Source organism: Pseudomonas sp. RIT-562, from assembly GCF_026241895.1.
Taxonomy (GTDB): Bacteria; Pseudomonadota; Gammaproteobacteria; order Pseudomonadales; family Pseudomonadaceae; genus Aquipseudomonas; species Aquipseudomonas mandelii_F.
Genome location: NZ_JAPJIV010000017.1, coordinates 118,747 through 143,736, shown reverse-complemented (window position 1 = coordinate 143,736; position 24,990 = coordinate 118,747). Strand labels below are relative to the sequence as shown.

The window sequence follows — 24,990 nt, the reverse complement described above, 5'->3', positions numbered from 1 at the left end:
TTACCTCAAGGCAAGCGGAATGAGCTCAGCCGGCAGTCTGCGAAGAGCCGCCAGCGGATTGAAGAATGGGTTTTATTAGAGGGCGCGCACTGTGCCGCAGCGCTGCCGCCTTGTCAAAGCCAGAGATTAACGCCGCAACTTGTGGGAGCAAGCCTTGCTCCCACAAGTCGCACCCACACATCCGCGCAATATCTCTCGATCAGCGACTTCAAGAATCCCGATTAACGGCCGCTACAGTGCCAAGCCGCAGATATTTATCGAATAAGGACGTCTCCATGTCGCTCAGACAACTTTCCATTCAATGGAAAATCACCCTGCTGGCCGGGCTCTGCCTGGCAGGTATCGTGACCCTGCTGGTGGGTCTTTCGCTGTATCGCATGGAAAGTAGTTCCGCGCTGGTGAAGGCCTCGAGCATGGAGATGCTCAACGAAGCCGCCCAGGCACGGATCGAATCCCAGGGTGAAAACCAGGCGCTGGTCATTCGCCAGCAGTTCATGGACGCCTACCAATACGGCCATGGCTTCTCGCGCCAGGTGCTGTTCCTGCGCGAACAGGCGGAAAAACGCTTTCTGGACGCCTTCGACCTGCGCGAAGACCTCACCCGCCAGGTCAAGTCGGCGCTGCAGGCCAACCCGGAACTGCTCGGCCTGTCGCTGGTGTTCGAGGCCAATGCGCTGGACGGCAAGGACGAGCTGTTCGCCGGCCAGGCCGAGTTGGGCAGCAACGACAAGGGGCGCTTCGCGCTGTACTGGTCGCAACCGACTCCGGGCAAGGTAACGTCCATGGCGCTGCCGGAAAGTGACATGGCCGATACCAGCGCCGGGCCCAGCGGCGAGCCGGCCAATGCCTGGTTCACCTGCCCGCGCACCTCGCTCAAGCCGTGCGTGATCGAACCGTACTTCTACAAGATCGACGGCCAGGACGTGCTGATGACCAGCATCGTCTTTCCGCTGATGGTCAACGGCAAGGTCATCGCCTCGCTGTCGGTGGACATCAACCTGAACAGCTTGCAATCGATCAGCCAGGTCGCGAGCAAGAAGCTCTACGACGGCCAGACTCACGTCAGCATCATCAGCCCCGCCGGCCTGCTGGCCGGTTACAGTCCGGACTCGAGCAAACTCAGCAAGCGCCTGGACAGCGTCGACCCGAGCAGCGGTGCCGAACTGATTCGCTTGCTGGCAACCAGCAACAAGATCGCCAGCCTGCACAACGGCCAGCAGCTCAAAGTGCTCGCGCCGTTCGAACCGATTCCCGGTGGCAAATCCTGGGGTGTGCTGCTGCAAGTGCCGGAAAAAGTCCTGGTGGGCCCTGCCGAGGCACTGGAAAATCAACTTGATGCAAGCAACACCACCGGCACCCTGGTCGAGTTGGGCCTGGGCGTGCTGGCCGCGTTGATCGGCCTGCTGCTTGTGTGGCTGATGGCGCGCAGCGTGACCAGGCCGATCCTCGGCGTGGCACAGATGCTCGAAGACATCGCCAGCGGTGAAGGCGACCTGACGCGGCGCCTGGCCTACGACAAGCAGGATGAACTGGGGCAGTTGGCCGGCTGGTTCAACCGTTTCCTCGACAAGCTGCAGCCGATCATCGCCGAAGTGAAACGCTCGGTGCAGGATGCGCGCAGCACGGCAGACCAGTCCTCCGCGATCGCCACCCAGACCAGCGCCGGCATGGAGCAGCAATATCGCCAGGTGGACCAGGTGGCCACCGCGTCCCACGAAATGAGCGCTACCGCCCAGGACGTGGCCCGCAGCGCAGCGCAAGCCGCCCAGGCTGCGCGAGACGCTGACCACGCGACTCGCCGTGGCCTGACCGTGATCGACCAGACCACCACCAGCATCGACAACCTTGCCGCCGACATGAGCGCGGCGATGGTGCAGGTTGAAGGCCTGGCGGCCAACAGCGAGAAGATCGGCTCGGTACTGGAAGTGATTCGTGCCATCGCCGAACAGACCAACCTGCTGGCCCTCAACGCCGCCATCGAAGCCGCTCGCGCCGGTGAAGCCGGACGCGGTTTTGCCGTGGTGGCCGACGAGGTGCGCAACCTGGCTCGACGTACCCAGGAGTCGGTCGAGGAAACCCGCCTGGTCATCGAACAGCTGCAAAACGGCACCCAGGAGGTGGTCGGCTCGATGAGCAACAGCCATCGCCAGGCCCAGGGCAGCGTCGAGCAGGTTGGCCAAGCCGTGACCGCCTTGCGCCAGATCGGCGACGCAGTGACGGTGATCAGCGACATGAACCTGCAGATTGCCAGTGCGGCGGAAGAACAGAGCGCGGTGGCAGAGGAAATCAACAACAACGTGGCGACAATACGCGACGTCACGGAGTCGCTGTCCGGGCAGGCTAATGAGTCGGCGCGGGTCAGCCAGTCGCTTAACAGCCTGGCGAACCAGCAGCAGAGTTTGATGGATCAGTTTCGCGTCTAGCCCGAAGCCAAACTAACCTGTAGGAGCCTGCTTGCTGGCGATGGCGTCTTTGAAATCGCCATCGCCGGCAAGCCGGGCTCCTACCGTCATACGTCGCCAGCCAGATCGGTGTCAGCGCCGGGGCAACTCGATTACCACCCGCAACCCGCCCCACTCACTCGCCTCCAGCCGCAACACCCCACCCCACGTGTCGACAATATCGCGCACAATCCCCAGCCCCAGGCCATGGCCAGCGGTCTGCTCATCCAGCCGGGTGCCGCGGCTGAAGACCTCGGCGCGTTGATCCTCGGGGATGCCCGGCCCATCATCCTCCACGCTCAACTCAAACCCTGGCGCAGTCTCGACCACGCTCAGGCGCACCTCGGCATCCGCCCATTTGCAGGCGTTGTCCAGCAAGTTGCCGAGCAGTTCCAGCAGGTCTTCCCGATCCCAGGGCAGTTGCAAACCCTGGGGCGCACGGTAACTCAGGTGCAGATGTTCACCGTGGATCATGTTCAGCGTCGCCAGCAACCCCGGCAATTCGCCGTCGCAGTCGAACAACGCGCCGGGCAGCGCGTCGCCAGACAGGCGTGCGCGATTGAGTTCACGGTTGAGCCGTTGCCGGACTTGTTCCAGCTGCTCCTTGAGGACCCTGCGCAGTTCGGGGTGGGCATCGAGTTTGTCGCTGGACGCCAGGCTCAACAACACTGCCAGCGGGGTTTTCAAGGCGTGACCAAGGTTGCCCAGGGCGTTGCGTGAGCGTTTGAGACTGTCCTCGGTGTGCGCGAGCAAATGGTTGATCTGCGCCACCAGCGGCTCCAGCTCCACCGGCACCTGGTCATCCAGCTGCGAGCGCTGCCCCTGCTGCAACTGGGCAATTTGCTCGCGGGCTTTCTCCAGCGGACGCAACGCCCTGCGCACGGTGACCCGCTGCAGCACCAGGATCAACAGCAGCCCCGCCAGCCCCAGCCCCAGGCCGACCTGCTGCATGCGCAGGAAACTGTCGCGCACCGGGGTGTAGTCCTGCGCCACGCTGATGGAAATCGACTGCCCGAGTCGCCGGTAGTCCGATCGCAACACCAGCAACTGCTGGCCCTCGGGGCCCAATTGCAGATTACTGTGCAAGCCCGGCTCGGTGAGTTGCGGGAATTCCTGGTCCCACAGGGATCGCGAGCGCCAGTGCTTGTCGGCGAAATCAATGCGAAAGTAATGCCCGGAAAACGGCCGCTGGTAGGCCGGCGACAGGTGCCGCTCCTCCAGCTGCAGCCCTTGCGGGCCGCGCACCAGTGCCACCAGCAGGTTTTCGCTGTCGTTGCGCAGGCCCGCCTCGAGGTAGCGCTGCAGGCCCATTTCGAACAGCCACAGGCTGGTCTGCGCCAACACCAGGCCGACAATCACCATCACGCTGATCAGGCCCAGGCTCAAGCGGCGCTGGATCGACCTCACTTGGCTTGCCCGCCGAACAGGTAACCCTGGCCGCGGCGGGTTTCGATCACACTGCGGCCCAGCTTGCGGCGCAGGTGATTGACGTGCACTTCGAGCACGTTGGAATCACGCTCGGTTTCGCCATCGTAAAGGTGCTCGGCGAGGTGACTCTTCGACAGGATCTGTTCGGGGTGCAGCATGAAATAGCGCAGCAGGCGAAATTCCGCAGCGGTGAGCTGGATGTCGGCGCCATCGCGCGTCACGCACTGCCGGCCTTCGTCCAGGTGCAGGCCCGCCGCCTTGAGCGTCGGCTGGTTGGCCTGGCCGTGGGAGCGCCGCAGCAGCGCCTGGATGCGCAGATGCAGTTCCTCGGGGTGAAACGGTTTGGTCAGGTAATCGTCGGCGCCGGCCTTGAGGCCTTCAATGCGTTCGGACCAGGAGCCACGCGCCGTCAGGATCAGCACGGGAGTGGCCAAACCACCGGCGCGCCACTGCGCCAGCACCTCAAGTCCCGGCAGCCCGGGCAGGCCCAGATCGAGGATGATCAGGTCATACGGCTCGCTGCTGCCCTGATACACCGCATCGCGCCCGTCGGCCAGCCAGTCCACGGCATAACCCTGGCGATTCAGGCCGGCCATCAATTCGTCGGCCAGGGGCACGTGGTCTTCCACGAGAAGCAAACGCATCGGTCAATCTTCCTTGTCTTTCAATAACTGGCCAGTGGTGGCGTCGAGGTCCAGTTCGCGAACCACACCTTCAGTGGTCAGCAGTTCGACTTCATAAATGTAGACGTCGTGTTTCTCTTCAAGCTCGGCTTCCAGCAGTTTGGCGCCGGGGTAGCGGTCCAGGGCCTGCTGCAACAACTGCTCCAGCGGCAGGATCACCCCTTGCTGGCGCAGGCGCAGCGCTTCGTCCTGATCCAGGTCGCGGGCCGTCACCACCGAGCAGAAAACCAGCAGCGCCAGCCCCACTCGGAGGCTGGCGCGTGTGCCGGAGAAAAAATGCACCTTCATTACGTATCCTGATGATCCTTGAGAACCTGCCCGCTGACAGCGTCCAATTCCAGGTCCCACTCGACACCCTGTGGGTCACGCATCTCAACCTGGTAGATGTACTTGCCGTACTCTTCTTCCAGCTCGGTTTCGGTGATGGTGGAGCCCGGGTGTTTGGTCAGTGCGGTGGCATTGAGCTTCTCGAAAGACACAATGGTACCAGCGTCGCGCAACCGCAGGGCTTCATCAGGGCCCAGGTCTCGGGCCTGGGCAATGCTGGCGGTGATGGCGATGAGGGAAGCGGTGAACAGGGCAGTCAAGGTTTTCATGGGTGTCTCCGAATTCTTGTGTGTTGCGTACGGAAGGCACCTTAGCGATTCGAACTTAATTGAAACTGAATTGCCATCATTGGACACAAACCCGTAGGAGCTCGGCTTGCCGGCGATGGCGTGCTTGAAATCGCCATCGCCGGCAAGCCGGGCTCCTACAGGTTTGGTGTGATCCACAAGGATTCTGCTGTTTATAATGCCCCCGCTTGCCAGACATCGAGACCGGTATGACCGCCATCCACATCAAGTTCCCCGCCCTGACCCTCAAAGCCGGCCCACGCGCCTTTGCGCGAATCCGTGAACACGGGCTCAGCGCCGCCGATGTCGGCACGCTGCCCGGTGCCGCCGGTGGGCCCAAGGCGTTGGGGATTCAGGGGCTGGACCTGGCGCTGTTCGGCGAATGGCTGCCGGCCGCGCCGCGGGAGCGCTCGCTGATTGGCGCCTCGGTGGGTTCCTGGCGGTTCGCCAGCGCCTGCCTGCCGGACGCCGCCGAGGGCATCCGGCGTCTCGGCCAGCTGTACACCGAACAGAACTTCAACAAGGGCGTGACCATGGCGCAGATCAGCCAGAGCTCGCGGCGCATGCTCGAAGAGCTGCTCGACGGTCGCGACTTGGCGATTCTGGGCAACGCGCTGTATCGGTTGAACATCATGGTGGTCAAAAGCCACGGCCGGCTTGCCCAGGACCATCGCGGCCACCTGGGCCTGGGCCTGTCGTCGGTGATCGCCGACAACCTGCGCGGCCGTGCGCGGCTGTCGCGGCATTTCGAACGGCTGATCATCCACGATCCACGCCTGGCGCCGCCGGTGCACGCCCTCACCGACTTCCCGTCGCGCTTCGTCGAGCTCAACAGCGCCAACCTGCGCCAGGCGCTGCTCGCGTCCGGCTCGATTCCCATGGTCATGGAAGGCGTACGGGACCTGCCGGGCGCGGGCGCAGGAACCTTTCGCGATGGTGGCTTGCTCGACTATCACCTCGACCTGCCCTACAGCGGCAACGACATCGTGCTCTATCCGCACTTCACCGACCGGATCATTCCCGGCTGGTTCGACAAGACCCTGCCCTGGCGCCGGGCCTGCACCACACGACTGCAAGACGTCTTGCTGCTGGCGCCGTCGAAGGACTACCTGGCGCGCCTGCCCTTCGGCAAACTGCCGGACCGCAACGACTTCAAGCGCTTCATGGGCGATGCGCCCAGCCGGCAGAAGTACTGGCGCGCAGCGATGGATGAAAGCCGTCGCCTGGGTGACGAGTTTCTCGAACTGGCCGCCAACGGTCGCCTCGGCGAGCGCTTGCTGACCCTTTAGTCAGGACAAGCTGTTAAACTCGCCGCCTGCCCCTATCGCTGCGGCGATCGCCACCTGACAGAGCTCAAGACACTGTGGAAATCTTCAAAGAATTTACCTTCGAATCCGCCCACCGCCTGCCCCACGTACCGGACGGCCACAAGTGCGGTCGCCTGCACGGCCACTCCTTCAAGGTGGCGATTCACCTGAGTGGCGATCTTGATCCGCACACCGGCTGGATTCGCGACTTCTCCGAGATCAAGGCGATCTTCAAGCCGCTTTACGAGCGATTGGATCACAACTACCTGAACGACATCCCTGGCCTGGAAAACCCCACCAGTGAAGTGCTGGCCAAGTGGATCTGGAACGAGTTGAAGCCATTGCTGCCGGAACTCAGCGCGATCCGTATTCATGAAACCTGCACCAGTGGCTGCATCTACCACGGCGAGTAACCCAGACACACTACGCTCCCTTGTAGGAGCGAGCCTGCTCGCGATACCGGTCTGTCAGCCACATCAACTCCTGGCGTGCCGACGCCATCGCGAGCAGGCTCGCTCCTACAGGGGTAGGCATGCGTTTCGTCAGTGAAACACCCGAACAGCCCCCTGGGCTGTTTTTTATGCCTATGCTTTTTTCCTCTTCCCCTGCAAGAGGACACGGGCATGGCTGACTGGCCCCTTCCCCAAACCTACCGCTTCAACGGTCATTCCGTACGCTTCGCCGTGCGCGGCGACGGCCCGCCGCTGGTGTTCGTCCACGGCACGCCCTTCTCATCCCATGTCTGGCATCGCATCGCAGCGCATTTCATTACCGCCCACCGGGTGCACTACTTCGACCTGCTGGGCTACGGGCAGTCGGAGAAAATCGACGGCGATGTGTCGCTGGGCATGCAGAACGAGCTGCTGGCCCGGCTGCTGGAGCATTGGGGACTGGACTGCCCCGATGTGGTGGCCCACGACTTCGGCGGCGCCACCGCCTTGCGCGCGCATTTGCTCAATGGCAAGGATTACCGCAGCCTGACCCTGATCGATCCGGTGGCGCTGACGCCCTGGGGATCACCTTTCGTGCAGCATGTGCGCCAACATGAGGCGGCGTTCAGCGGCCTGCCCGATTACATCCAGCGCGCCATTGTGCCGGCCTATATTCGTGGGGCGATCAAGCGTGACATCACCGATGCAGAACTCGCCCCCTACGTGGAGCCCTGGCTGGGCGATCCGGGGCAAGCGGCGTTCTATCGACAGATCGCGCAGATGGATGAGCGTTACACCCGCGAAGTCGAGAACCTCTATCCCAACATTCGGTGCCCGGTGCAGATCCTCTGGGGCGAGGACGATCAGTGGATACCCATCGAGCGCGGGCGAGCGCTGCACCGGATGATCCCAGGCGCGCAATTTCACCCGATCGCCAATGCCGGGCACCTGATGCAGGAGGATGCCCCGGAGGCAATCGTCGCGGCGTTATTACGGTTCCTGTAAATACCCAGACACAAAATTGGCACGACCGCTGCAACCTTCCCCGCGTCCCCCCTCCAGCAAAGGAACGCCCCCATGACGCAAAACGCCCCCGGCAACGACTACCCCCTCAGCGAGGTCCCGATGCATGCGCGCAAAGGCCTCGCCTCCACCGCCATGGTGTTACTGGGATTCACCTTTTTCACCGCCACGATGTTCGCCGGCGGCAAACTCGGCGTTGCTTTCAGCTTTGGCGAGATGATGGCGGTGATCCTGGTAGGTAACCTGTTGCTGGGGCTGTACGCCGCGGCATTGGGCTACATCGCCTTCAAAAGTGGCCTCAACTCGGTGCTGATGGGCCGGTTCTGCTTTGGTGAGGTTGGCAGCAAACTCAGCGACCTGATCCTCGGGTTCACCCAGATCGGCTGGTACGCCTGGGGCACGGCCACTGCCGCCGTGGTGCTGGGCAAATACTTCGGCCTGAGTGACGGCGCCGTGCTGGGCCTGATGGTGCTGTTCGGCCTGGCCTTCTGCGCCACCGCCTACGTGGGTTATCGCGGCCTGGAAATTCTCTCCTACATCGCCGTACCCGCGATGATGCTGCTGCTGATGCTGTCGATGTGGGTCGCCACGGTGCAAGTCGGCGGCCTCGACGGCCTGCTCGCCGTGGTCCCCACGGGCACACTGGACTGGTCGACCGCGATCACACTGGTGTTCGGCACCTTCGTCAGCGGCGCCACCCAGGCGACCAACTGGACGCGCTTCTCGCGCTCGGCGCGGGTGGCGGTGCTGTCCAGCCTGATCGGGTTCTTCATCGGCAATGGCCTGATGGTGTTGATCGGCGCCTACGGAGCAATCGTCTACCAGCAACCGGACGTGGTCGAAGTGCTGTTGCTGCAAGGTTTCGCCATGGCCGCGATGGCAATGCTGCTGCTCAACATCTGGAGCACCCAGGACAACACCATCTACAACTTCGCCGTCGCCGGCTGCAACCTGCTGCGCACCGGCCGGCGTAAAACCGTGACCCTGGCCGGTGCCGTGATCGGCACGGCCCTGGCGTTGCTGGGCATGTACGACATGCTGGTGCCCTACCTGATCCTGCTCGGCACGGTCATTCCGCCGATAGGCGGAGTGATCATGGCGGATTTTTTCTTCCGCTATCGCGGTCAATATCCACGTCTGGCCGAGGCGCGCCTGCCGGCGTTCAACTGGCCTGGTCTGGGCGCCTATGCGATCGGCACCGTGGCCGCTTTCAGTTCGCCATGGGTCGCGCCACTGGTAGGGATTGCCGCTGCCGCGCTAACGTATGTGCTATTGACCAGCGTATTTGGCGCCCGAGTCGCCAGCGCACCACTACAAGATCTCTAAAAGGATTCGCCTGATGCACATCATCAACGCCCGCCTGCGCAACCAAGAAGGCCTGCATGAGTTGCACCTGGAAAACGGCCTGATCAGCAACATCTCCCGGCAGACCGAAGCCCCGACCCTGGGGCCCGACGACCTGGACGCTGGCGGCAACCTGGTGATCCCGCCTTTTGTCGAACCGCACATCCACCTCGACGCTACCCTCACCGCCGGCGAGCCGCGCTGGAACATGAGCGGCACACTGTTCGAAGGCATCGAGTGCTGGAGCGAGCGCAAGGTCACCATCACCGAAGAAGACACCAAGACGCGCACCCGCAAAACCCTGCAGGCTCTCGCTGCGCATGGCATCCAGCATGTACGCACCCACGTCGATGTCACCGACCCGCAGCTCACCGCGCTGAAGGCGATGCTCGAAGTGCGCGAGGAAAGCCGCCACCTGGTGGACATGCAGATTGTCGCGTTCCCCCAGGAAGGCATCGAGTCTTATCGCAATGGTCGCGAACTGATGGAGGAAGCCATCCGCATGGGTGCCGACGTGGTGGGCGGCATTCCGCATTTCGAGTACACCCGGGATCAGGGCGTGAGTTCGGTGAAGTATCTGATGGACCTGGCTGAGCGCACTGGTTGCCTGGTGGATGTGCACTGCGACGAAACCGACGACCCGCACTCGCGCTTCCTCGAGGTGCTGGCCGAGGAAGCCCGCAGCCGCGACATGGGTTCGCGGGTCACGGCCAGTCACACCACAGCCATGGGCTCCTACGACAACGCTTACTGCGCCAAGCTGTTTCGCCTGCTGGGGCATTCCGGGATCAGCTTCGTTTCCTGCCCGACCGAAAGCATTCACCTGCAAGGCCGCTTCGACAATTTTCCGAAACGGCGCGGGGTCACCCGGGTCAACGAACTGCTCGAAGCGGGCATGAACGTGTGCTTCGGCCAGGACTCGATCGTCGACCCCTGGTATCCGCTGGGCAACGGTAACATCCTGCGAGTGCTGGAAGCCGGGCTGCACATCTGCCATATGCTCGGCTACCGCAACCTGCAAAGCGCCCTGGACCTGGTGACCGACAACAGCGCCAAGGCGATGGCCCTGGGTGACCGTTACGGCCTGGAACGCGGCCGGCCGGCGAACCTGCTGATCCTCTCGGCGGACAGCGACTACGAGGTGATCCGCAGCCAGGGCTTGCCGCTGTATTCGGTGCGTAATGGCAAAGTGTTGATGAAGCGCACGATGCCTGAAGTCGAGTTTTTTGGTCAGCGTTGAGTGATGTGATGCCCTCACCGGCCTCATCGCGAGCAGGCTCACTCCTACAGGTGTTCGCTGGATGTTTTCTGTAGGAGTGAGCCTGCTCGCGATGACGATCTGCCATGCACCGCATGACCCGCCTGTGCCACGATGTGCCCCTGCCTGACCGAACCTCACAGGACCGTCACTGTCCCTTGGGGACGCGACGTTTTAACCAAGGATTGCCATGAGTAGCCTCAACACCCCCACCACCTTCGTTCCCGGACGCCTGGAACAGATGTCCACGCGGGTGGCTTTTTTCATCGCCGGTTTCGGCATCGCCGCCTGGGCTCCATTGGTGCCTTACGCCAAGGCTCGGGCCGGGCTGGACGAGGGCACGCTGGGCCTGCTGTTGTTGTGCCTGGGAGTGGGCTCGATCCTGGCGATGCCGATGGCCGGGATCCTGGCCACGCGGTTTGGCTGTCGGCGAGTGGCGGTCGGCGGCACGCTGCTGATTTGTGCAGCGCTGCCATTGCTGGCAACGGTGTCATCGATTCCGGCGCTGATCGGCGCCCTGTTCATGTTCGGCGCAGGCCTGGGCACGGTAGATTCAACGGTCAACCTGCAAGCGGTGATCGTCGAGCGCGCCAGTGGCAAGACCATGATGTCAGGGTTCCACGGGCTGTTCAGCCTGGGCGGGATCGTCGGCGCGGCGGGTGTCAGTGCGCTGCTTGGCTTCGGTCTTTCACCGCTGATGGCGATGTTGGTCGTGGTGGTGATGCTGCTGGTCGCGCTGTGCAAGGCTGCGCCCCACATGTTGCCTTATGGCAGTGAAAGTTCTGGCCCGGCGTTCGCCATTCCCCATGGCATCGTGCTGTTCATTGGCGGGATGTGCTTTATCGTGTTTCTTGCAGAGGGCGCGGCGCTGGACTGGAGTGCGGTGTTCCTGGCGCAGGAGCGTGGCATCGATACCGCCTATGCCGGCTTGGGTTATGCGGCGTTTGCCTTGACCATGACGGTGGGCCGGCTGACTGGCGACCGGATTGTCCGGCGTCTCGGCGCTACCCGGGTGATTGTGTTTGGCGGGCTGACGGCGGCAGCCGGGTTGTTCCTGGCGACTTTTGCACCTGCTTGGGAGTGGGCCCTGGTGGGGTATGCGTTATTGGGCGCGGGTTGTTCGAATATTGTGCCGGTGCTGTATACCGCGGTCGGCAAGCAGACGGTGATGCCGGAGAGTGTCGCGGTGCCGGCCATTACGACCTTAGGGTATGCAGGGATTCTCGCGGGCCCGGCGGTGATCGGGTTTATCGCCCATGGTAGCAGTTTGAGTTTTGCGTTTGGGTTGATGGCGGTATTGCTGGTGGCGGTGGCGATTGGCGGCAAGGTGTTGCGGGTGTAAGACCTGCAGGGAGCTGTGTAGGAGCTGTGTAGGAGCTGTCGAGTGCAACGAGGCTGCGATCTTTTGATCTTGCCTTGTGTACATATCCTTTGCTGCGGTCACGGCTGGTTATGGTTCCGCCCTTACGGCGGGTTACTTTGAAATGGCTGCGCGCCCCGGCGCAAAGTAACCAAACGCTTCCTGCCCCACCACTTGGCACCTCGCTTAGGCTCGGTGTGCCCGAACGCAGGCATTGCGCAGCGGGTCGCCGCGATGGGCCGTCCCTGGCCCAGCGCGGCTAAACCGGCATCCTTGCCGGTTTACCCGCTGCGCAATACCTGCGTTCGGCCAGCGTGGTTAACGGGGCGTCCGCGATCAAAAACCCCGCCGTGGCGGCCTTCGGGCCGACCAAGGCTTCAAGCCGACGCGCTGCGCTTGGTTGTGTGCCCATTCAGAATTGAAATGCCCCCTAGGTAATGTGGCTGGTAATACCTGTGGGAGCAAAGCTTGCTCGCGATGGAGGTCAACGATGACTCGCACTCCTTGAATGAACGCGACCCCGCCTCAAAACCCAACACTAGCCTGCACAAAAAACGTCCGCGGCGCCCCCACATACATCCCCGAATTATTATCGCTGGACCGAGTGAAGTACTGCTTGTCGAACACGTTCTTCACCCCCGCCCCCAGCTTCAGGTTCGACAGCGTCGCGCCAAAATCATAGCCGCCACGCACGTTCCAGGTGACGTACCCAGGAATGTCGCCGTACTGACCATCCGCCGTCCCTTCGGTGATGTAATTGCCGCTGAAGCTGCCATCGGCGTTCACTGCAGTGCCCGGTGAGCGTTGTTTCGACTGGGCGAATGCGTCCACGTTCCAGGTCCAGCGATCGATGTCGTAGCGCAGCCCGGCAGTCGCCACCTGGCGTGAGTAGAACGGCAAGTCGCGGCCCTTGAAGCCTGGGATCTCCCCTTCATACACCGCGCGGGTGTAGGTGAATCCGGCGTTGGCGGTCAGGCCGTCGAGGCGTGGGTCGAGCGCGGCCAGGTCGTAATGTACCGAGGCTTCAACGCCCTGGTGAGTGGTCGCACCGAGGTTGGTCCAGCCCGCATCGTTGCTGATGTATTGCAGTTCTTTATCGAAGTCGATGTAGAACAGCGTCACTTCGCCGCCCCACACTTCATCGTTGTAACGAGTACCAAGTTCGTAGGTCTTGGCCTTTTCCGGGTTCAGGCCGTTGGCCGTTTCATCCCCGGTGCCGCCCTGGCCGAGCTGGAAATACTGCAGGCTGCCAAAGGACGTCTCGTAGTTGGCGAACAGCTTCCAGGCGTCGGAAAGGTGGTACATCACACTCAACGCCGGCAGCGGTTCGTTGCTTTCGATGCTGCGATTTTTCTCGGTCACCGGGCGGCCTGCCGTATCGAGTACCGGGCGATCGTGCCAGTCAGTACTGATGTGTTCGAAGCGGATGCCCGGCGTCACGGTCCACTTGCCGACGTCGATCTTGTTGTCGACGTACACCGAGTTGGCCTCGGTGCCACCCGTGCGGTCCTGGTACACGTGGCCGTCAGCGCCCGGGCTCACCACCGGCTCGTTGCTGCCATTAAGTCCAAGGCGGCTGGCCGATTCGTGCATGCCTTCCTTGAGGTAGCGATAACCGACGCTGACTTCCTGGGTGGTCTGGCCAAGGTCGAACACATGGGAGACCCGCGGCTCGATGCCGAAGGTGTAGTAGGTGCGCGGGAATGAGCCGAGGGTTCGCTGATCGCGCGCGGCGATTTTGCTGCCACGAAAGCTGTCGTAGTAGTAGGTCAGCACTTCGGCCTGGGTGCGGTCGTCGATCTGCCGGGCCCACTTGAACGAGACATCCTTGCGGCGTCCGCTGAAGCTGTCGTTGTTGCGGTCGGACTGGAATGGATCGGCGTCGTACTGTGCCTGGCTCAAGCCGCCGGGCATGTCGGCACTGGCGTCGTAATAGTGGAAATTGAGGCTGAAATCATCGACGTCAGTGGGCGCCCAGTGGGTCTTGAGAATCACGTCGTCGATGTCGTTACCGTTGTTGCGCTCACGATAACCGTTGCCGTTCACCCCCGAATACAACAGCGCCACGCCGATGCCGTTGTCCGCCGTGCCGCCGACGAACGCCGTATCAATGTGCTTCCAGCCGCCGTGTTGAGAGGTTTCCAGGGTCGTGCCAATCTCGGCCGACGCCTGTTCGGGGATCGCCCGGGTGACAAAGTTGATCACACCCCCAACGTTCTGCGGCCCGTAACGCACGGAGCCGGCACCGCGCACCACGTCGATGCTGTCGAGGTTGCCAGAGGAAATCGGCGCCATCGACAGTTGCGGCTGGCCATAGGGGGCGAAGGCTGCGGGCACTCCGTCGATCAAAACGGTGGAGCGTGGCGACAGGCGCGAAGTCAGGCCGCGCACTCCGACGTTCAACGAAATATCGCTGCCGCCCGTACCGTTGGCGTCTTGCACCTGCACGCCCGGCACCCGCTTCAACACGTCGCCGACGGTCATGGCACCTTGCTCGACCATCGCCTCGCGGCGAATCACCGTGCGCGCCCCAGCGTGGTTCTGCACCACGGCGGCATCGGCATCGCCAAGCCAGTTGCCGACCACCTTGATATCGGTCACGCCGAGTTCCAACGGCCCGCCGGCTGCGGAGCTCGGGGCTGGAGTCAGGGTCACCGAGCCTTCGTCGATCTGATAGTCCAGGCCGCTGCCCTGCAGTAACTGGCGCAGGGCCTGTTCCGGCGAGAGATTGCCGTCTACCGCAGGCGCCTGTTTGCCGGCGACCAGTTCCGGACTGAAAAAAACCTGCAGGGACGTCTGCTGGCCCAGTTGGCTCAAGGCTTGACCCAGCGGTTGCGCCTTGATGTGGATGGCGTCGGCCGCGAATGCCTGGGGCAGCCCGCAGCTGACCGCCAAGGCCAGAGCCAGCTGGCGCCAGGAGGATTTTTTGTTATGGGCGAGGGTTGTTTTCACGTCGAACGTAGTCCTGTGGATCGCAAGAGTGTGCGCTTGTTAATGCAAACCAGTTGCAGTTGGACTAGAAGACGAAGAACTCGAAAAAAACCTGAATCTATTTTGAAATTATTTCCTGACTGCCGTCATTCAGGGTGCGCACGGCCACCGGCAGGATGCTCGGCAAGGCCTTCACCAAGGCGTCGGTGTTGTCCGACTTGAACACGCTGGTCAGGCGCAGGCTGCCCACTTTGTCGTTGGCCACCCGCAGTGGTTTTTCCCGATAACGGGAGACCTCGGCGGCCACTTCGCTGAGGCTCGCGTTGTTGAACACCAGCTTGCCGCTGCGCCAGGCGGTCAGTTGCGCCGCATCCACCGGGTAGGCGGTGGCAACCTTGCCCGCAGCGTCGACACGAGTGCCCATGCCGGCGCCGAGGCTGACAAAGTGGTTGTCGGCAGCATCCCGCCCCTGGACCTTGACCGTGCCCTGCTCTACCACCACGCGGGTCCCTTCAGCGTCGCGGCGCACATCAAAGCGGGTGCCGGTGACCGTGACGGTTCCGCTGCCCGAGTCGACCACAAACGGACGATCGGCGTCGTGCTCGACACTGAACAGCGCCTCGCCCTCGGTCAGCTCGACGGTGCGGCGTTGCTTGGCAAAACGCACTTGAAGGTGGCTGCGGCTGTTGAGATCGATCACCGAACCGTCCGGCAGAGTCACCTGTCGCCGCTCGCCCAGCGCCGTGGTGAATTCGCCCGTGTAGGTTGCCGACTGATCCATGGCGCTGAACAGGCCCAGCCCAAGTGCCACGGCCAACACACTGGCGGCCACGGCATAACGCAGTATCGGGCGACGGGTATTGCGCGCAGGCGGTACATCGCACAGGGCTTGCAAGCGCGCAGCCGGCAGCAGGTCTGCCGCCGACCACATCCCCTCAAGCACCTGGAACTCATAGTGGTGCTGTGGGTGTTCGGCCAACCAGGCTTCAAACTGCTGACGCTCCAGAGCATCCACTACCGGTTCGCGCAAACGTACGAACCAGCGTGCCGCCTCATCGCGAACCACTGTGCGTCCGCACGCGCAATCACGAGTATCCATCATGGAAGTTCCTGCTTGCCTGGAGATTGAAATGCGCTCTGCCTCATGATTGCAATCCGTCCAGCCGATCGCGCAGATGCCGCAGCGTGCGGATCATATACTTTTCCACCATGTTCTTGGACAGCCCCAGGCGTTCGGCGATTTCGGCCTGGGTCAGGCCTTCGATCTTCTGCCACACGAACACCTTGCGGCAATTGACCGGCAACTCGGCCAGGGCGCGTTCGATGGAATCGGCCAACTGGATCGCCTGCATGAAATGCTCCGGGTCGCCGGAAGACGACACACTGTGATCGACCGCCTCCAGTTCCATGGCGCCCCGCCGATCCTCGCGCCGATAGCCGTCCACCGCAATATTGCGCGCCGTCTGATGCAGGTAGGCCCGCGGCTGCTCAACCGCCGCCGAATCGGCCTCAAGCACCCGCACGAATGTGTCGTGGGCCAGGTCCTCGGCCTGCTGACGATTTCTCAGGCGACGGGTCCAGGTGCCAACCAACTCTTCGTAATGCTCGAAAAAGCCGTGTCTGCGGGGCAGCTTGGGGGTCATTGCGGTGTGCTGTAAAGACGGGGCGTGAATAGTAATGCTTCCTATTAAGGCGAAGCAATGGATTCCAGACCGGTGCTCGTCTGGAAATGCGAAAGAGAAAAATGGCAAATAACTGATCCAGCACGCAGCGAGTGGACGTGGGGCGTTGATCAAATTTGATCAGTCTGCAGCCCCATGTTAAGATTTTTCCAAGAATAGCCCCCACGCCTCGGGCAGGTCTCTGACCTGTACTGCGCACCAGGGGGTTAGTTATTTCTAGCCTCGATAAATGCCCAGCAGGATGCCATGGCATGCCGCAAGCCCCCCTCAATTTTCACAAGCCTGCCAAATCGCCTAATGCCTTGCTACGTCACTTGCAACTCAAGGGCTTAGGTACACAGAAACAGAAAATCCAAGCCCTGCAAGCTCTTGAATTCATCGGCTATCACCGGCTACTTGTCTATATGCGACCGTTGCAGGATCCGCAGAAACGCTTCTTTGCCACCGTCCAGTTCGAAGACATCCTGCAGCTGTATGACTTTGATCGGCGTCTGCGCCTAATGTTTCTAGATGCAATCGACCGCATTGAGGTCGCGTTCCGTTCGGCCATCATCAACACGCTGGCTGTTGACAAAGCATGTGGCCCACATTTTTACCTGGATGCCATTCACTTTAAAAATGGCCAGGCCCACCGTGACCTCCTAAAACAAGTGCTAAACCTTCGAGAAAAAGGAAATGCTTCGGTCAAGCACTATTACGGTACATACAACACACCGGCTCTGCCACCAGCGTGGACGGTACTCGAAGCAATGACAATTGGGCAGTTGTCCTGCTTGTTCAGCGATCTGCATCTTGATCATCGTAAAACCGTCGCAGCAAAATTTGGCTATGATGAATCCGTGTTGGTCACCTGGTTGAAAACGCTGACCCTCCTGCGCAATGTCTGTGCTCATCATGGCCGGCTGTGGAATGCTTCAATTACCGCTGATGCGCCGAAATACGCCAATGTAATCAAGGCTGAGTTTCCCTCCCCTAATGATTGCGGCCGCATATTCGCCCGGGCTGTAGTGGTCCAGGCCCTGCTCGCGAAGATCGATCCTACTTCCGATTGGAAATTGCGCTTCAAGCACCTATTGGCGACTCTGCCAACAGCGGTGCTGGCCAAAGCTAGGTTAACTACGGCGGAACTCGGTCTGATCCCAGGCTGGGAAGCCCGCCCTTTCTGGTCCTGAAACGTAATTCGGATCGATGTGTCGAGCTTTCTGCCCTGGTTCTACGTCCGGTAAAGCAAACTCGTAACGGAGTGACACCAGCGTGGCCAGGTTGCCATCGACATTAGCTTTGGCTATCCCCGGGCCTTGGAACGGACCTCATAAAAAACTACACAAACACCCTGACCATCGATCAGGAGACGGAAAAATGATCTAGGCAACCAGCCAAAGGATTCTGGCAGGAAAACACAAGAAGCCTTTCGCTGGCTGTAGCAAAGTGCAGGTATGCCGGTCACCTGCTGTCCCCAAGGAATTCGCCATGTTCACCTCCACTGCGTCACCGAAAAAAACCGCCCTGGCCCGACTCGCGCTGGCCGTCGCCATCAGCACTGCGTGCCTGCCCGGCTGGATTTCCCAGGCCAGCGCCCACGGCGGGCATGCCGACATGGTGCCGCTGCAGGCGGGGCTTGAGGAATTTGGCGCCACGGTGAAGTGGGACGACTATGCCAACCTGTTCGTGATCGCCCGCGACGGCATCTACCTCAAGGTCAAGCCGGACAGCAAGGTGGCGATGCTCAACGGCAAGCGCATCGAACTGACGGTGCCGGTGGTGTTCAAGGGCAACACGGCTTACATGTCCACAGACTTCATCAACCAGGTATTCCAGTCCGGCCTGGACAAGACATTCGTGGTCGAGACTCGCCCCAACCCGCTCAACCCCCTGAGCGCTGATGAAATCACCCGGGCGGTAGAGACCGTCAAACAGTCCGATCACTACAAGCCCGGCTTTCGTTTCACCGAAGTGTCCATCCACGAGCCGCCGAAAGATCAGGCCTGGAACTTTGCCCTCAGCGGTCAGGCGGTCGCGCAACCGCGCCAGGCCAACGTCGTGGTACTGGATGGCAAACACGTTATCGAAGCGCTGATCGATCTCGACAGTCGCGCCATCCAGTCCTGGCAACCGGTGGAAGGCGCCCATGGCATGGTCCTGCTGGATGACTTTGCCACCGTGCAGGCGGCCATCGAGGCCAGCCCCGAGTACGCCGAGGCCCTGGCCAAGCGTGGCATCGACGATGTGAAAAAGGTCGTGGCGACTCCCTTGACCGTGGGTTACTTCGACGGCAAGGACGGCCTGGCGCAGGACAAGCGCCTGCTGAAGATCGTCAGTTACCTGAATGTCGGCGACGGCAACTACTGGAGCCATCCCATCGAAGGCCTGGTCGCGGTCGTCGATCTGGAACAGAAAAAGCTGATCAGGATCGAAGACGGCGGCGTGATCCCGGTGCCCATGAAACCCACCCCTTATGACGGGCGAGGACGCTCGGGGGTAGCCGTCAAGCCGCTGGACATCAGCGAGCCCGAGGGCAAGAACTACACCATCACCGGCAACAGCATTCACTGGCAGAACTGGGACTTTCACCTGCGCCTCGACTCACGGGTGGGTCCTATCCTGTCGACGGTTACCTACGACGACAAGGGCACAAAACGCAAAGTCATGTATGAAGGTTCCCTGGGCGGCATGATCGTGCCCTACGGCGATCCCGACGGTGGCTGGTACTTCAAGGCCTACCTGGACTCCGGCGATTACGGCATGGGCACCCTGACCTCGCCGATCGCCCGGGGCAAGGACGCGCCGGCGAATGCCGTGCTGCTGGACGCCACCCTCGCCGACTACACCGGCAAACCCACCACTGTGCCGCGGGCCATGGCAATCTTCGAGCGCTACGCCGGCCCGGAATACAAACACCAGGAGATGGGCCAACCCAACCTCAGCACCGAGCGCCGCGAATTGGTGGTGCGCTGGATCAGTACCGTTGGCAACTACGACTACATTTTCGACTGGGTTTTCCAGCAGAACGGCACGATCGGCATCGATGCCGGCGCCACCGGGATCGAGGCGGTCAAGGGGGTGAAATCCAGCACCATGCGCGACGCCACGGCCAAGGAAGATACCCGCTACGGCACGCTGCTGGACCACAACATAGTGGGTACTACCCACCAGCACATCTACAACTTCCGCCTGGACCTGGATGTAGATGGCGAGAACAATTCACTGGTTGAGGTGAACCCGGTGGTGGCGTCAAACGACCGGGGTGGGCCGCGCACCAGCACCATGCAGACTGAACAGCAAGTGGTCGCCACCGAGCAGCAGGCAGCACAGAAATTCGACCCCTCCACCGTTCGCCTGCTGAGCAACTTCAGCAAGGAAAACAAGGTCGGCAATCCAGTTTCGTACCAGCTGATTCCGTATGCAGGCGGCACTCACCCGGTGGCCAAGGGGGCCAATTTCGCCAAGGACGAATGGCTGTATCACCGCCTGAGTTTCATGGACAAGCAGCTTTGGGTCACACGTTACAACCCAAACGAAAAATACCCCGAAGGCAAGTACCCGAACCGCTCGGACAGGGACTCGGGGTTGGGGCAGTTCACCCAGGACAACCAGGCCATCGACAACACCGACAACGTGGTCTGGCTGACCACCGGCACCACCCACATCGCCCGTGCGGAAGAGTGGCCGATCATGCCGACCGAGTGGGTGCACGTGTTGCTCAAGCCGTGGAATTTCTTTGATGAAACGCCGACGTTGAATCTCAACGTTAAATGAATGCGGATGAATGCCGGACACACAACCTGTAGGAGCCCGGCTTGCCGGCGATGGCAATCTCCGGGACGCCATCGCCGGCAATCCGGGCTCCTACAAAAAAGCTCCCATTCAGGCGTACTGCTTGCGGTACTCACCCGGTGAAATGCCGAAGCGTGATTTGAACGCCGTCGAAAAATAGCTGGAATCGGAAAACCCCCAGGAGTACCCCAGCACCGATAATTTCTGCTCAGACCGCGACTGGCGCAACGATTCTGCGCACAAATCCAGACGTCGGTTCTTGATGTACCGCGCCACCACCAGGCCTTTCCTGGCGAACATCCGGTACAACCCGCGAGTCGACATGCCGACTTCCCGCGCCAGCCATTCAGGGCACAGCTCCTCGGAACGGATGTGCTCGTCGATAAAGCCCAGGGTTCGGCGAAAGGTGCGCTCGTGGATATCCGCGCACTCATCGGTGTGGCTGATCGCCGGGCGCAGCAGGCTGACAATCGCTTCCAGGGTCGCTTCGCTTTCCGCGCGGCTCAGGCACTTCTGGCGGGTGGCGTCGAGTATCAGTTGGCGGGACAACATGGCGATCGGCGAGCTTGCGGCGATCCGGTGGCCGCAGCGCACCTGATTAAAGCGCAAGGTCTGCTCGACCAGTTGCGCCGGCAAGATCAGCGACAACTGCCGGGAGTTCTCGCTGTAGGTGAAGTCGCTGGGGCGCGAGGCGTCGATCAGCGTGATGTCACCGGCCGACAACAGCACCTTGTTGTCGTCCTGGGCCATGCCGGCGGTGCCGTCGAGCTGGAACACTGCAAAGTATTTGCCACCCTCGCCCGCCGCGACTTCCAGTGGAGTGCGATACAACCGCGCCTGGCACACATCGACAAAACTGGTCTTCAGGGCGCCGTCCTGGTGTTCCGTGATCTGGCCGGCAAAGTCGCTGCCCAGCGGTTGCGCATTAAAGGCACCGCAGATCTGGTTGATCTGCTGAATCCACTGGTCGAACCCGTCACGGCGCTGTGCAATCGAAGAAATCATGTGGGGCCTCACGCAGGCTTGTTTTTATTATCCACGCCAATCCACGGCTCCTCCCTGACCGTCACGCTCCCGGGCTTTGGTGGGTTATTTCAACCCGCCAAAGCGCCGATAGAAACTTTCGCCAACGTCGGGCAACGGTCCATCGGCAGTTTCCAGCGCAGTGTTTAGCCACTCCTCGGCCTTGGCGTAAATCAGGCGGTAAATGTTGCGGCACAGCTGGCGTGCGGCGCGGCCTTCCCAATCACCGGGGAGCAATTCGTCCGGCAGCTGAGGGTCGCGCAACAGCAGTTTGCGGTACTCGTGAATAAGCAGGACGCGTGCCAGGAAGCAGTCTGCAGGCTGCAGGTTTTCCTGCTCGCGCAGCGCCTGCCAGAGCGGCCGGAACAGCTGGATGAACTCGCTGTAGTGGGTCGCCAGCTCTTCGATGTTCCAGCTCTCGCGCACCTGCAGGCGCAGGGCCTTGGAGGCCAGTACGTCCTGGGCCGTGGTCTCGAAGACGATGGTTTCTTCCTGGGCGCCCAGATCTATCAAAGTGGCGTTCAGATCACTCCGGTCGCTGCGCGGGCAGGCCAGCACTGCCGGCGAGATCGCACCATAACCTTGCCACTCGAGCTCTTCGCGCACCTGTTTGCGCTTGTCCTGGGTCAGCTGGGTGAGCATCACCAGGCTCCAGGAACCGTCCCACGCCGGCACGGTTGAGCTGTAGACCCGCTTGAAGGCCTTGTCGAAACGCCGGCGACCGGTGCCGGTCAGGCTGTAGTAACTGCGCCGCCCGACCTTCTCGGCGGTCAACCAGCCTTCCTTGGTCAGGCGGAAGATCGAGGTGCGAATCAGCCGTTCGTTGATCCCGATGGGCTCGAGCAACTGGATCAGACTACCCAGCCAGACCGTTCCGCCATGGGGCTCGATGGCGTCGCCATACAACGTGATGATCAGGGAGCTGGCGCGAATTGGCGTCTGTTCCTGGAAGCGGGTAATCAGATGGTTCAGGGGGATCAGGGACGACATGGGCGTACCGGGTAGAAAAAAGAAAAGGAATATACCGACTTAAACGCAATCCCTGTAGCAGCTGCCGAAGGCTGCGTTCGCCGGACTGTAGCAGGGGCCGCGGCAGGTGCTAGCAAGGCGGTCATTGTTGAGCGCTCTTGGGGCGCAGGCCGCTGTCGCTGATGCGCCGGCGCTCGGGCTCCGGTTGCGCCAACGGCTCACACACCTGCATCTGCTCCAGGCAGCGCTTGGCCAGTTGCTGATATTCGCGGGTACCGGCCTGCTTCCATGCCACCTCTTCATCGCTGAGCAGGCGCTTTACACCGGCTGGCGCGCCCATCACCAGCGACTGCTCCGCGCACTCGAATCCAGCTTTGACAAATGCCGCCGCCGAGACAAAGGAGCGCGGGCCAATCCGGGCGTTGTCCATCACCACCGCGTTCATTCCCACCAATGCATCGGCGCCGATCCGACAACCGTGCAACACCGCGCCGTGGCCGATATGACCATTGCGCTCGACCACCGTGTCGCTTTCAGGAAAACCGTGCATCACGCAGGTGTCCTGCACATTGGCGCCCTCTTCCAGCACGATCCGACCGAAGTCGCCGCGCAGGCTGGCCAAGGGTCCGACGTAGCAATGCGGCCCGATGATTACATCGCCGATCAACACCGCCGAAGGGTGTACGTAAGCAGTGGGATCTACCACCGGGGTCAGGCCATCGAGGCTGTAGCAGGTCATGGGACGTTCCTTGAAGCACGTGACAAGGCGTGATCGCAAAGCGATGCGGTTATGGAGGTATTTTGTATCACATCATTTTTGCAAGCACAAAGGCAAAAAGCGTATCACTTGGAAAGTAGCGACCAATCGGCGCTACACAGGGTCTCTTGATCGGCTTATAAGCCAGCAATTACGGTAATTTTTAGAGAGCCTTGGAAAAAGATCCGGCGCAGTTGAACAAGCAAATCACCACCATTAAGACACGTTATTTCAATTTTGCAGTTGCATTTACGTATCACGTTACAGGTATACTCCGGCAAAACCGGCCTACCGTGCCGATCCAATAACGAGCCGGCATCACCGCCGAGCGTGCACCGTGAGGGCATCTGCCATGCCTCTAACCCTTGCTGTCGAGTTCATCGAGCCGGGCGTCCGCCTGATTACCCTGCAACGCCCGCAAGCGCTGAACGCCCTGACCACCGAATTGCTCGGTGAACTGGCCGACGAATTGCTCGCCGCACAGGCTGATGCCGACACCCGCGTAGTGGTCCTGACCGGCAGCCGCAAAGCCTTCGCCGCCGGCGCCGACATCAAGGAAATGGCCGAGCGCAATCTGGTGGGCATTCTTGACGATCCGCGCCAGGCCTCATGGCAGACCATTACCCGCTTCAACAAACCACTGATCGCTGCCGTCAACGGCTTTGCCCTTGGCGGCGGCTGTGAACTGGCGATGCACGCCGACATCATCATTGCCGGTGAAGACGCGCGGTTCGGCCAGCCGGAAATCAACCTGGGGATCATGCCCGGCGCCGGCGGCACTCAACGTCTGCTGCGCGCCGTGGGCAAATCCATGGCGATGCAGATGGTCCTGACGGGCGAGGCAATCGATGCCCGCCAGGCGCAGCGGGCCGGGCTGGTGAGTGAAGTGACACAGCCGGAGTTCACCGTCGAACGCGCCCTGCACATTGCCCGCACCATCGCCGCCAAGGCCCCGCTGGCGGTGCGCCTGGCCAAGGAAGCGCTGCTCAAGGCGATGGACACGGACCTGGCCAGCGGCCTGCGATTCGAGCGCCACGCCTTCACTGTGCTGGCCGGCACCCGCGACCGTGACGAAGGCATCCAGGCCTTCCAGGACAAGCGTAAGCCGACCTTCATCGGCGAGTAAGCCGGTCAATCCCCGAATTCGAACCTCGCAGAGAGCGCCACGACCATGAACTTCGAACACATCCTGTTTTCCATCGAGGCGGGTGTTGCCCTGCTCAGCCTCAATCGGCCAGACCAGCTCAACAGCTTCAACGCACAGATGCATGGCGAAGTGAAAGAAGCGCTGAAGCAGGTTCGGCAGAATCCGCACGTGCGCGTACTGCTGCTGACCGGCGAAGGTCGAGGCTTCTGCGCCGGGCAGGACCTCAGCGACCGCAACGTCGCGCCGGGCAGCGTGGCGCCGGACCTGGGCGAGTCGATCGAGAAGTTCTACAACCCGCTGATCCGCCAGCTGCGCGACCTGCCGGTGCCGGTGATTTGCGCAGTCAATGGCGTGGCGGCTGGCGCCGGGGCCAATATTCCGCTGGCCTGCGATCTGGTGCTTGCCGCACGCTCGGCGAGCTTCATCCAGGCCTTCTGCAAGATCGGCCTGATCCCCGATTCCGGCGGCACCTGGACCCTGCCCCGCCTGGTCGGCATGGCTCGTGCCAAAGCCCTGGCCCTGCTCGGCAATCGCCTGAGCGCCGAGCAGGCCGAGCAATGGGGCCTGATCTACCGCGTGGTGGACGACGCCGAGTTGCGCAACGAAGCCCTCACCCTCGCACGCCACTTGGCCACGCAGCCGACCTACGGCCTGGCGTTGATCAAGCGCAGCCTGAACGCGAGCATGAGCAACTCCTTCGACGAGCAACTGGAGCTGGAAAAGGACCTGCAGCGCCTGGCCGGGCGCAGCGAGGATTACCGTGAAGGCGTCGGCGCATTCATGGAAAAACGCAGCCCAAGTTTCAAGGGGCGCTGAGT

The 24,990-nt window shown here is 61.7% G+C and carries 21 protein-coding genes and 1 pseudogene; 12 read left to right on the top strand and 10 right to left on the bottom strand.

Annotated features, from left to right (window positions below):
• Positions 1-65 precede the first annotated feature (65 nt).
• Positions 66-1,565: pseudogene (locus ORL50_RS29160) on the top strand (methyl-accepting chemotaxis protein); the annotation flags it as partial.
• A 102-nt stretch (positions 1,566-1,667) separates the two neighbouring features.
• On the top strand, positions 1,668-2,423 hold the full coding sequence (locus ORL50_RS29155; RefSeq protein WP_416236038.1) for a methyl-accepting chemotaxis protein: 756 nt from the start codon (positions 1,668-1,670) through the stop codon (positions 2,421-2,423).
• A gap of 111 nt (positions 2,424-2,534) precedes the next feature.
• Here the strand turns inward: ORL50_RS29155 and ORL50_RS20105 are convergent, their stop codons facing one another.
• Genes ORL50_RS20105 through ORL50_RS20090 form a run of 4 tightly spaced genes read right to left on the bottom strand, consistent with a single transcriptional unit; the run spans position 2,535 to position 5,148 of the window.
• Positions 2,535-3,848, bottom strand: a complete 1,314-nt coding sequence (locus ORL50_RS20105; RefSeq protein WP_266017532.1) for a sensor histidine kinase — start codon at positions 3,846-3,848, stop codon at positions 2,535-2,537.
• Positions 3,845-4,513 carry a response regulator transcription factor gene (locus ORL50_RS20100; RefSeq protein ID WP_266017531.1) on the bottom strand — a complete coding sequence of 223 codons (669 nt, stop codon included), beginning with the start codon at positions 4,511-4,513 and terminating at the stop codon, positions 3,845-3,847. Before ORL50_RS20100 ends, ORL50_RS20105 begins: the two co-directional genes overlap by 4 nt.
• A 3-nt stretch (positions 4,514-4,516) precedes the next feature.
• Positions 4,517-4,840 (bottom strand): PepSY domain-containing protein, encoded by a 324-nt coding sequence (locus tag ORL50_RS20095; RefSeq protein WP_266017530.1) that lies wholly within the window; start codon positions 4,838-4,840, stop codon positions 4,517-4,519.
• Positions 4,840-5,148 (bottom strand): PepSY domain-containing protein, encoded by a 309-nt coding sequence (locus tag ORL50_RS20090; protein WP_266017529.1) that lies wholly within the window; start codon positions 5,146-5,148, stop codon positions 4,840-4,842. Before ORL50_RS20090 ends, ORL50_RS20095 begins: the two co-directional genes overlap by 1 nt.
• 227 nt (positions 5,149-5,375) lie before the next feature.
• On the opposite strand from ORL50_RS20090, the gene ORL50_RS20085 reads away from it, so the two are divergent.
• From ORL50_RS20085 to ORL50_RS20060, 6 genes are all read left to right on the top strand, one after another.
• The gene (locus tag ORL50_RS20085) at positions 5,376-6,455 is read left to right on the top strand and encodes a patatin-like phospholipase family protein (protein ID WP_266017527.1); all 1,080 of its coding nucleotides are present in this window, start codon (positions 5,376-5,378) and stop codon (positions 6,453-6,455) included.
• 74 nt (positions 6,456-6,529) lie between these two features.
• Complete coding sequence (gene queD / locus ORL50_RS20080; RefSeq protein WP_003179697.1) at positions 6,530-6,886, top strand: 6-carboxytetrahydropterin synthase QueD; 357 nt, start codon at positions 6,530-6,532, stop codon at positions 6,884-6,886.
• A gap of 210 nt (positions 6,887-7,096) precedes the next feature.
• Positions 7,097-7,909 carry an alpha/beta fold hydrolase gene (locus tag ORL50_RS20075; RefSeq protein WP_266017523.1) on the top strand — a complete coding sequence of 271 codons (813 nt, stop codon included), beginning with the start codon at positions 7,097-7,099 and terminating at the stop codon, positions 7,907-7,909.
• Positions 7,910-7,981: 72 nt separating this feature from the next.
• Entirely contained in the window at positions 7,982-9,253 is a 1,272-nt protein-coding gene (gene codB / locus ORL50_RS20070) for a cytosine permease (RefSeq protein WP_266017521.1), read from the top strand.
• Positions 9,254-9,266: 13 nt separating this feature from the next.
• Entirely contained in the window at positions 9,267-10,511 is a 1,245-nt protein-coding gene (gene codA / locus ORL50_RS20065; RefSeq protein WP_266017519.1) for a cytosine deaminase, read from the top strand.
• Positions 10,512-10,719: 208 nt separating this feature from the next.
• Positions 10,720-11,871 carry an MFS transporter gene (locus ORL50_RS20060; RefSeq protein ID WP_266017517.1) on the top strand — a complete coding sequence of 384 codons (1,152 nt, stop codon included), beginning with the start codon at positions 10,720-10,722 and terminating at the stop codon, positions 11,869-11,871.
• 543 nt (positions 11,872-12,414) lie between these two features.
• On the opposite strand, the gene ORL50_RS20055 is transcribed toward ORL50_RS20060, so the two are convergent.
• The 3 genes from ORL50_RS20055 to ORL50_RS20045 form a co-directional block, all read right to left on the bottom strand.
• Positions 12,415-14,841 carry a TonB-dependent siderophore receptor gene (locus ORL50_RS20055; RefSeq protein ID WP_266017516.1) on the bottom strand — a complete coding sequence of 809 codons (2,427 nt, stop codon included), beginning with the start codon at positions 14,839-14,841 and terminating at the stop codon, positions 12,415-12,417.
• Positions 14,842-14,938: 97 nt separating this feature from the next.
• The gene (locus ORL50_RS20050; protein WP_266017515.1) at positions 14,939-15,922 is read right to left on the bottom strand and encodes a FecR family protein; all 984 of its coding nucleotides are present in this window, start codon (positions 15,920-15,922) and stop codon (positions 14,939-14,941) included.
• 40 nt (positions 15,923-15,962) lie between these two features.
• A complete protein-coding gene (locus ORL50_RS20045) occupies positions 15,963-16,463 on the bottom strand; it encodes a sigma-70 family RNA polymerase sigma factor (protein WP_266017513.1) in 501 nt (166 codons plus the stop codon).
• A gap of 290 nt (positions 16,464-16,753) precedes the next feature.
• Between ORL50_RS20045 and ORL50_RS20040 the strand changes: the two genes are divergently transcribed.
• Together ORL50_RS20040 and tynA are read left to right on the top strand one after the other, a co-directional pair.
• Positions 16,754-17,674 carry an Abi family protein gene (locus ORL50_RS20040; protein WP_266017512.1) on the top strand — a complete coding sequence of 307 codons (921 nt, stop codon included), beginning with the start codon at positions 16,754-16,756 and terminating at the stop codon, positions 17,672-17,674.
• A gap of 298 nt (positions 17,675-17,972) precedes the next feature.
• Positions 17,973-20,258, top strand: a complete 2,286-nt coding sequence (gene tynA, locus ORL50_RS20035; RefSeq protein WP_266017510.1) for a primary-amine oxidase — start codon at positions 17,973-17,975, stop codon at positions 20,256-20,258.
• Between the two features lie 108 nt (positions 20,259-20,366).
• Here the strand turns inward: tynA and feaR are convergent, their stop codons facing one another.
• The 3 genes from feaR to paaY all read right to left on the bottom strand — a co-directional run bounded on the left by feaR (position 20,367) and on the right by paaY (position 23,007).
• On the bottom strand, positions 20,367-21,281 hold the full coding sequence (feaR, locus tag ORL50_RS20030; RefSeq protein WP_266017508.1) for a transcriptional regulator FeaR: 915 nt from the start codon (positions 21,279-21,281) through the stop codon (positions 20,367-20,369).
• An 84-nt stretch (positions 21,282-21,365) separates the two neighbouring features.
• The gene (gene paaX, locus ORL50_RS20025) at positions 21,366-22,289 is read right to left on the bottom strand and encodes a phenylacetic acid degradation operon negative regulatory protein PaaX (RefSeq protein WP_266017506.1); all 924 of its coding nucleotides are present in this window, start codon (positions 22,287-22,289) and stop codon (positions 21,366-21,368) included.
• Between the two features lie 121 nt (positions 22,290-22,410).
• Complete coding sequence (gene paaY / locus ORL50_RS20020; RefSeq protein WP_266017504.1) at positions 22,411-23,007, bottom strand: phenylacetic acid degradation protein PaaY; 597 nt, start codon at positions 23,005-23,007, stop codon at positions 22,411-22,413.
• A 370-nt stretch (positions 23,008-23,377) separates the two neighbouring features.
• Here paaY and paaF point away from each other — a divergent pair, with 370 nt between their 5' ends.
• Together paaF and paaG are read left to right on the top strand one after the other, a co-directional pair.
• On the top strand, positions 23,378-24,151 hold the full coding sequence (gene paaF, locus ORL50_RS20015; protein ID WP_266017503.1) for a 2,3-dehydroadipyl-CoA hydratase PaaF: 774 nt from the start codon (positions 23,378-23,380) through the stop codon (positions 24,149-24,151).
• 45 nt (positions 24,152-24,196) lie between these two features.
• The gene (gene paaG / locus ORL50_RS20010) at positions 24,197-24,988 is read left to right on the top strand and encodes a 2-(1,2-epoxy-1,2-dihydrophenyl)acetyl-CoA isomerase PaaG (protein ID WP_266017501.1); all 792 of its coding nucleotides are present in this window, start codon (positions 24,197-24,199) and stop codon (positions 24,986-24,988) included.
• The last annotated feature ends 2 nt before the right edge of the window (positions 24,989-24,990 follow it).

Excerpts from the sequence above, each read along its gene's own strand:
- ORL50_RS29155 (WP_416236038.1), top strand. The coding sequence starts at position 1,668 with ATGGAGCAGCAATATCGCCAGGTGGACCAGGTGGCCACCGCGTCCCAC.
- ORL50_RS20100 (WP_266017531.1), bottom strand. The coding sequence starts at position 4,513 with ATGCGTTTGCTTCTCGTGGAAGACCACGTGCCCCTGGCCGACGAATTG.
- ORL50_RS20095 (WP_266017530.1), bottom strand. The coding sequence starts at position 4,840 with ATGAAGGTGCATTTTTTCTCCGGCACACGCGCCAGCCTCCGAGTGGGG.
- ORL50_RS20090 (WP_266017529.1), bottom strand. The coding sequence starts at position 5,148 with ATGAAAACCTTGACTGCCCTGTTCACCGCTTCCCTCATCGCCATCACC.
- ORL50_RS20085 (WP_266017527.1), top strand. The coding sequence starts at position 5,376 with ATGACCGCCATCCACATCAAGTTCCCCGCCCTGACCCTCAAAGCCGGC.
- ORL50_RS20075 (WP_266017523.1), top strand. The coding sequence starts at position 7,097 with ATGGCTGACTGGCCCCTTCCCCAAACCTACCGCTTCAACGGTCATTCC.
- codB (WP_266017521.1), top strand. The coding sequence starts at position 7,982 with ATGACGCAAAACGCCCCCGGCAACGACTACCCCCTCAGCGAGGTCCCG.
- codA (WP_266017519.1), top strand. The coding sequence starts at position 9,267 with ATGCACATCATCAACGCCCGCCTGCGCAACCAAGAAGGCCTGCATGAG.
- ORL50_RS20060 (WP_266017517.1), top strand. The coding sequence starts at position 10,720 with ATGAGTAGCCTCAACACCCCCACCACCTTCGTTCCCGGACGCCTGGAA.
- ORL50_RS20050 (WP_266017515.1), bottom strand. The coding sequence starts at position 15,922 with ATGATGGATACTCGTGATTGCGCGTGCGGACGCACAGTGGTTCGCGAT.
- ORL50_RS20045 (WP_266017513.1), bottom strand. The coding sequence starts at position 16,463 with ATGACCCCCAAGCTGCCCCGCAGACACGGCTTTTTCGAGCATTACGAA.
- ORL50_RS20040 (WP_266017512.1), top strand. The coding sequence starts at position 16,754 with ATGCCGCAAGCCCCCCTCAATTTTCACAAGCCTGCCAAATCGCCTAAT.
- tynA (WP_266017510.1), top strand. The coding sequence starts at position 17,973 with ATGTTCACCTCCACTGCGTCACCGAAAAAAACCGCCCTGGCCCGACTC.
- feaR (WP_266017508.1), bottom strand. The coding sequence starts at position 21,281 with ATGATTTCTTCGATTGCACAGCGCCGTGACGGGTTCGACCAGTGGATT.
- paaX (WP_266017506.1), bottom strand. The coding sequence starts at position 22,289 with ATGTCGTCCCTGATCCCCCTGAACCATCTGATTACCCGCTTCCAGGAA.
- paaY (WP_266017504.1), bottom strand. The coding sequence starts at position 23,007 with ATGACCTGCTACAGCCTCGATGGCCTGACCCCGGTGGTAGATCCCACT.
- paaF (WP_266017503.1), top strand. The coding sequence starts at position 23,378 with ATGCCTCTAACCCTTGCTGTCGAGTTCATCGAGCCGGGCGTCCGCCTG.
- paaG (WP_266017501.1), top strand. The coding sequence starts at position 24,197 with ATGAACTTCGAACACATCCTGTTTTCCATCGAGGCGGGTGTTGCCCTG.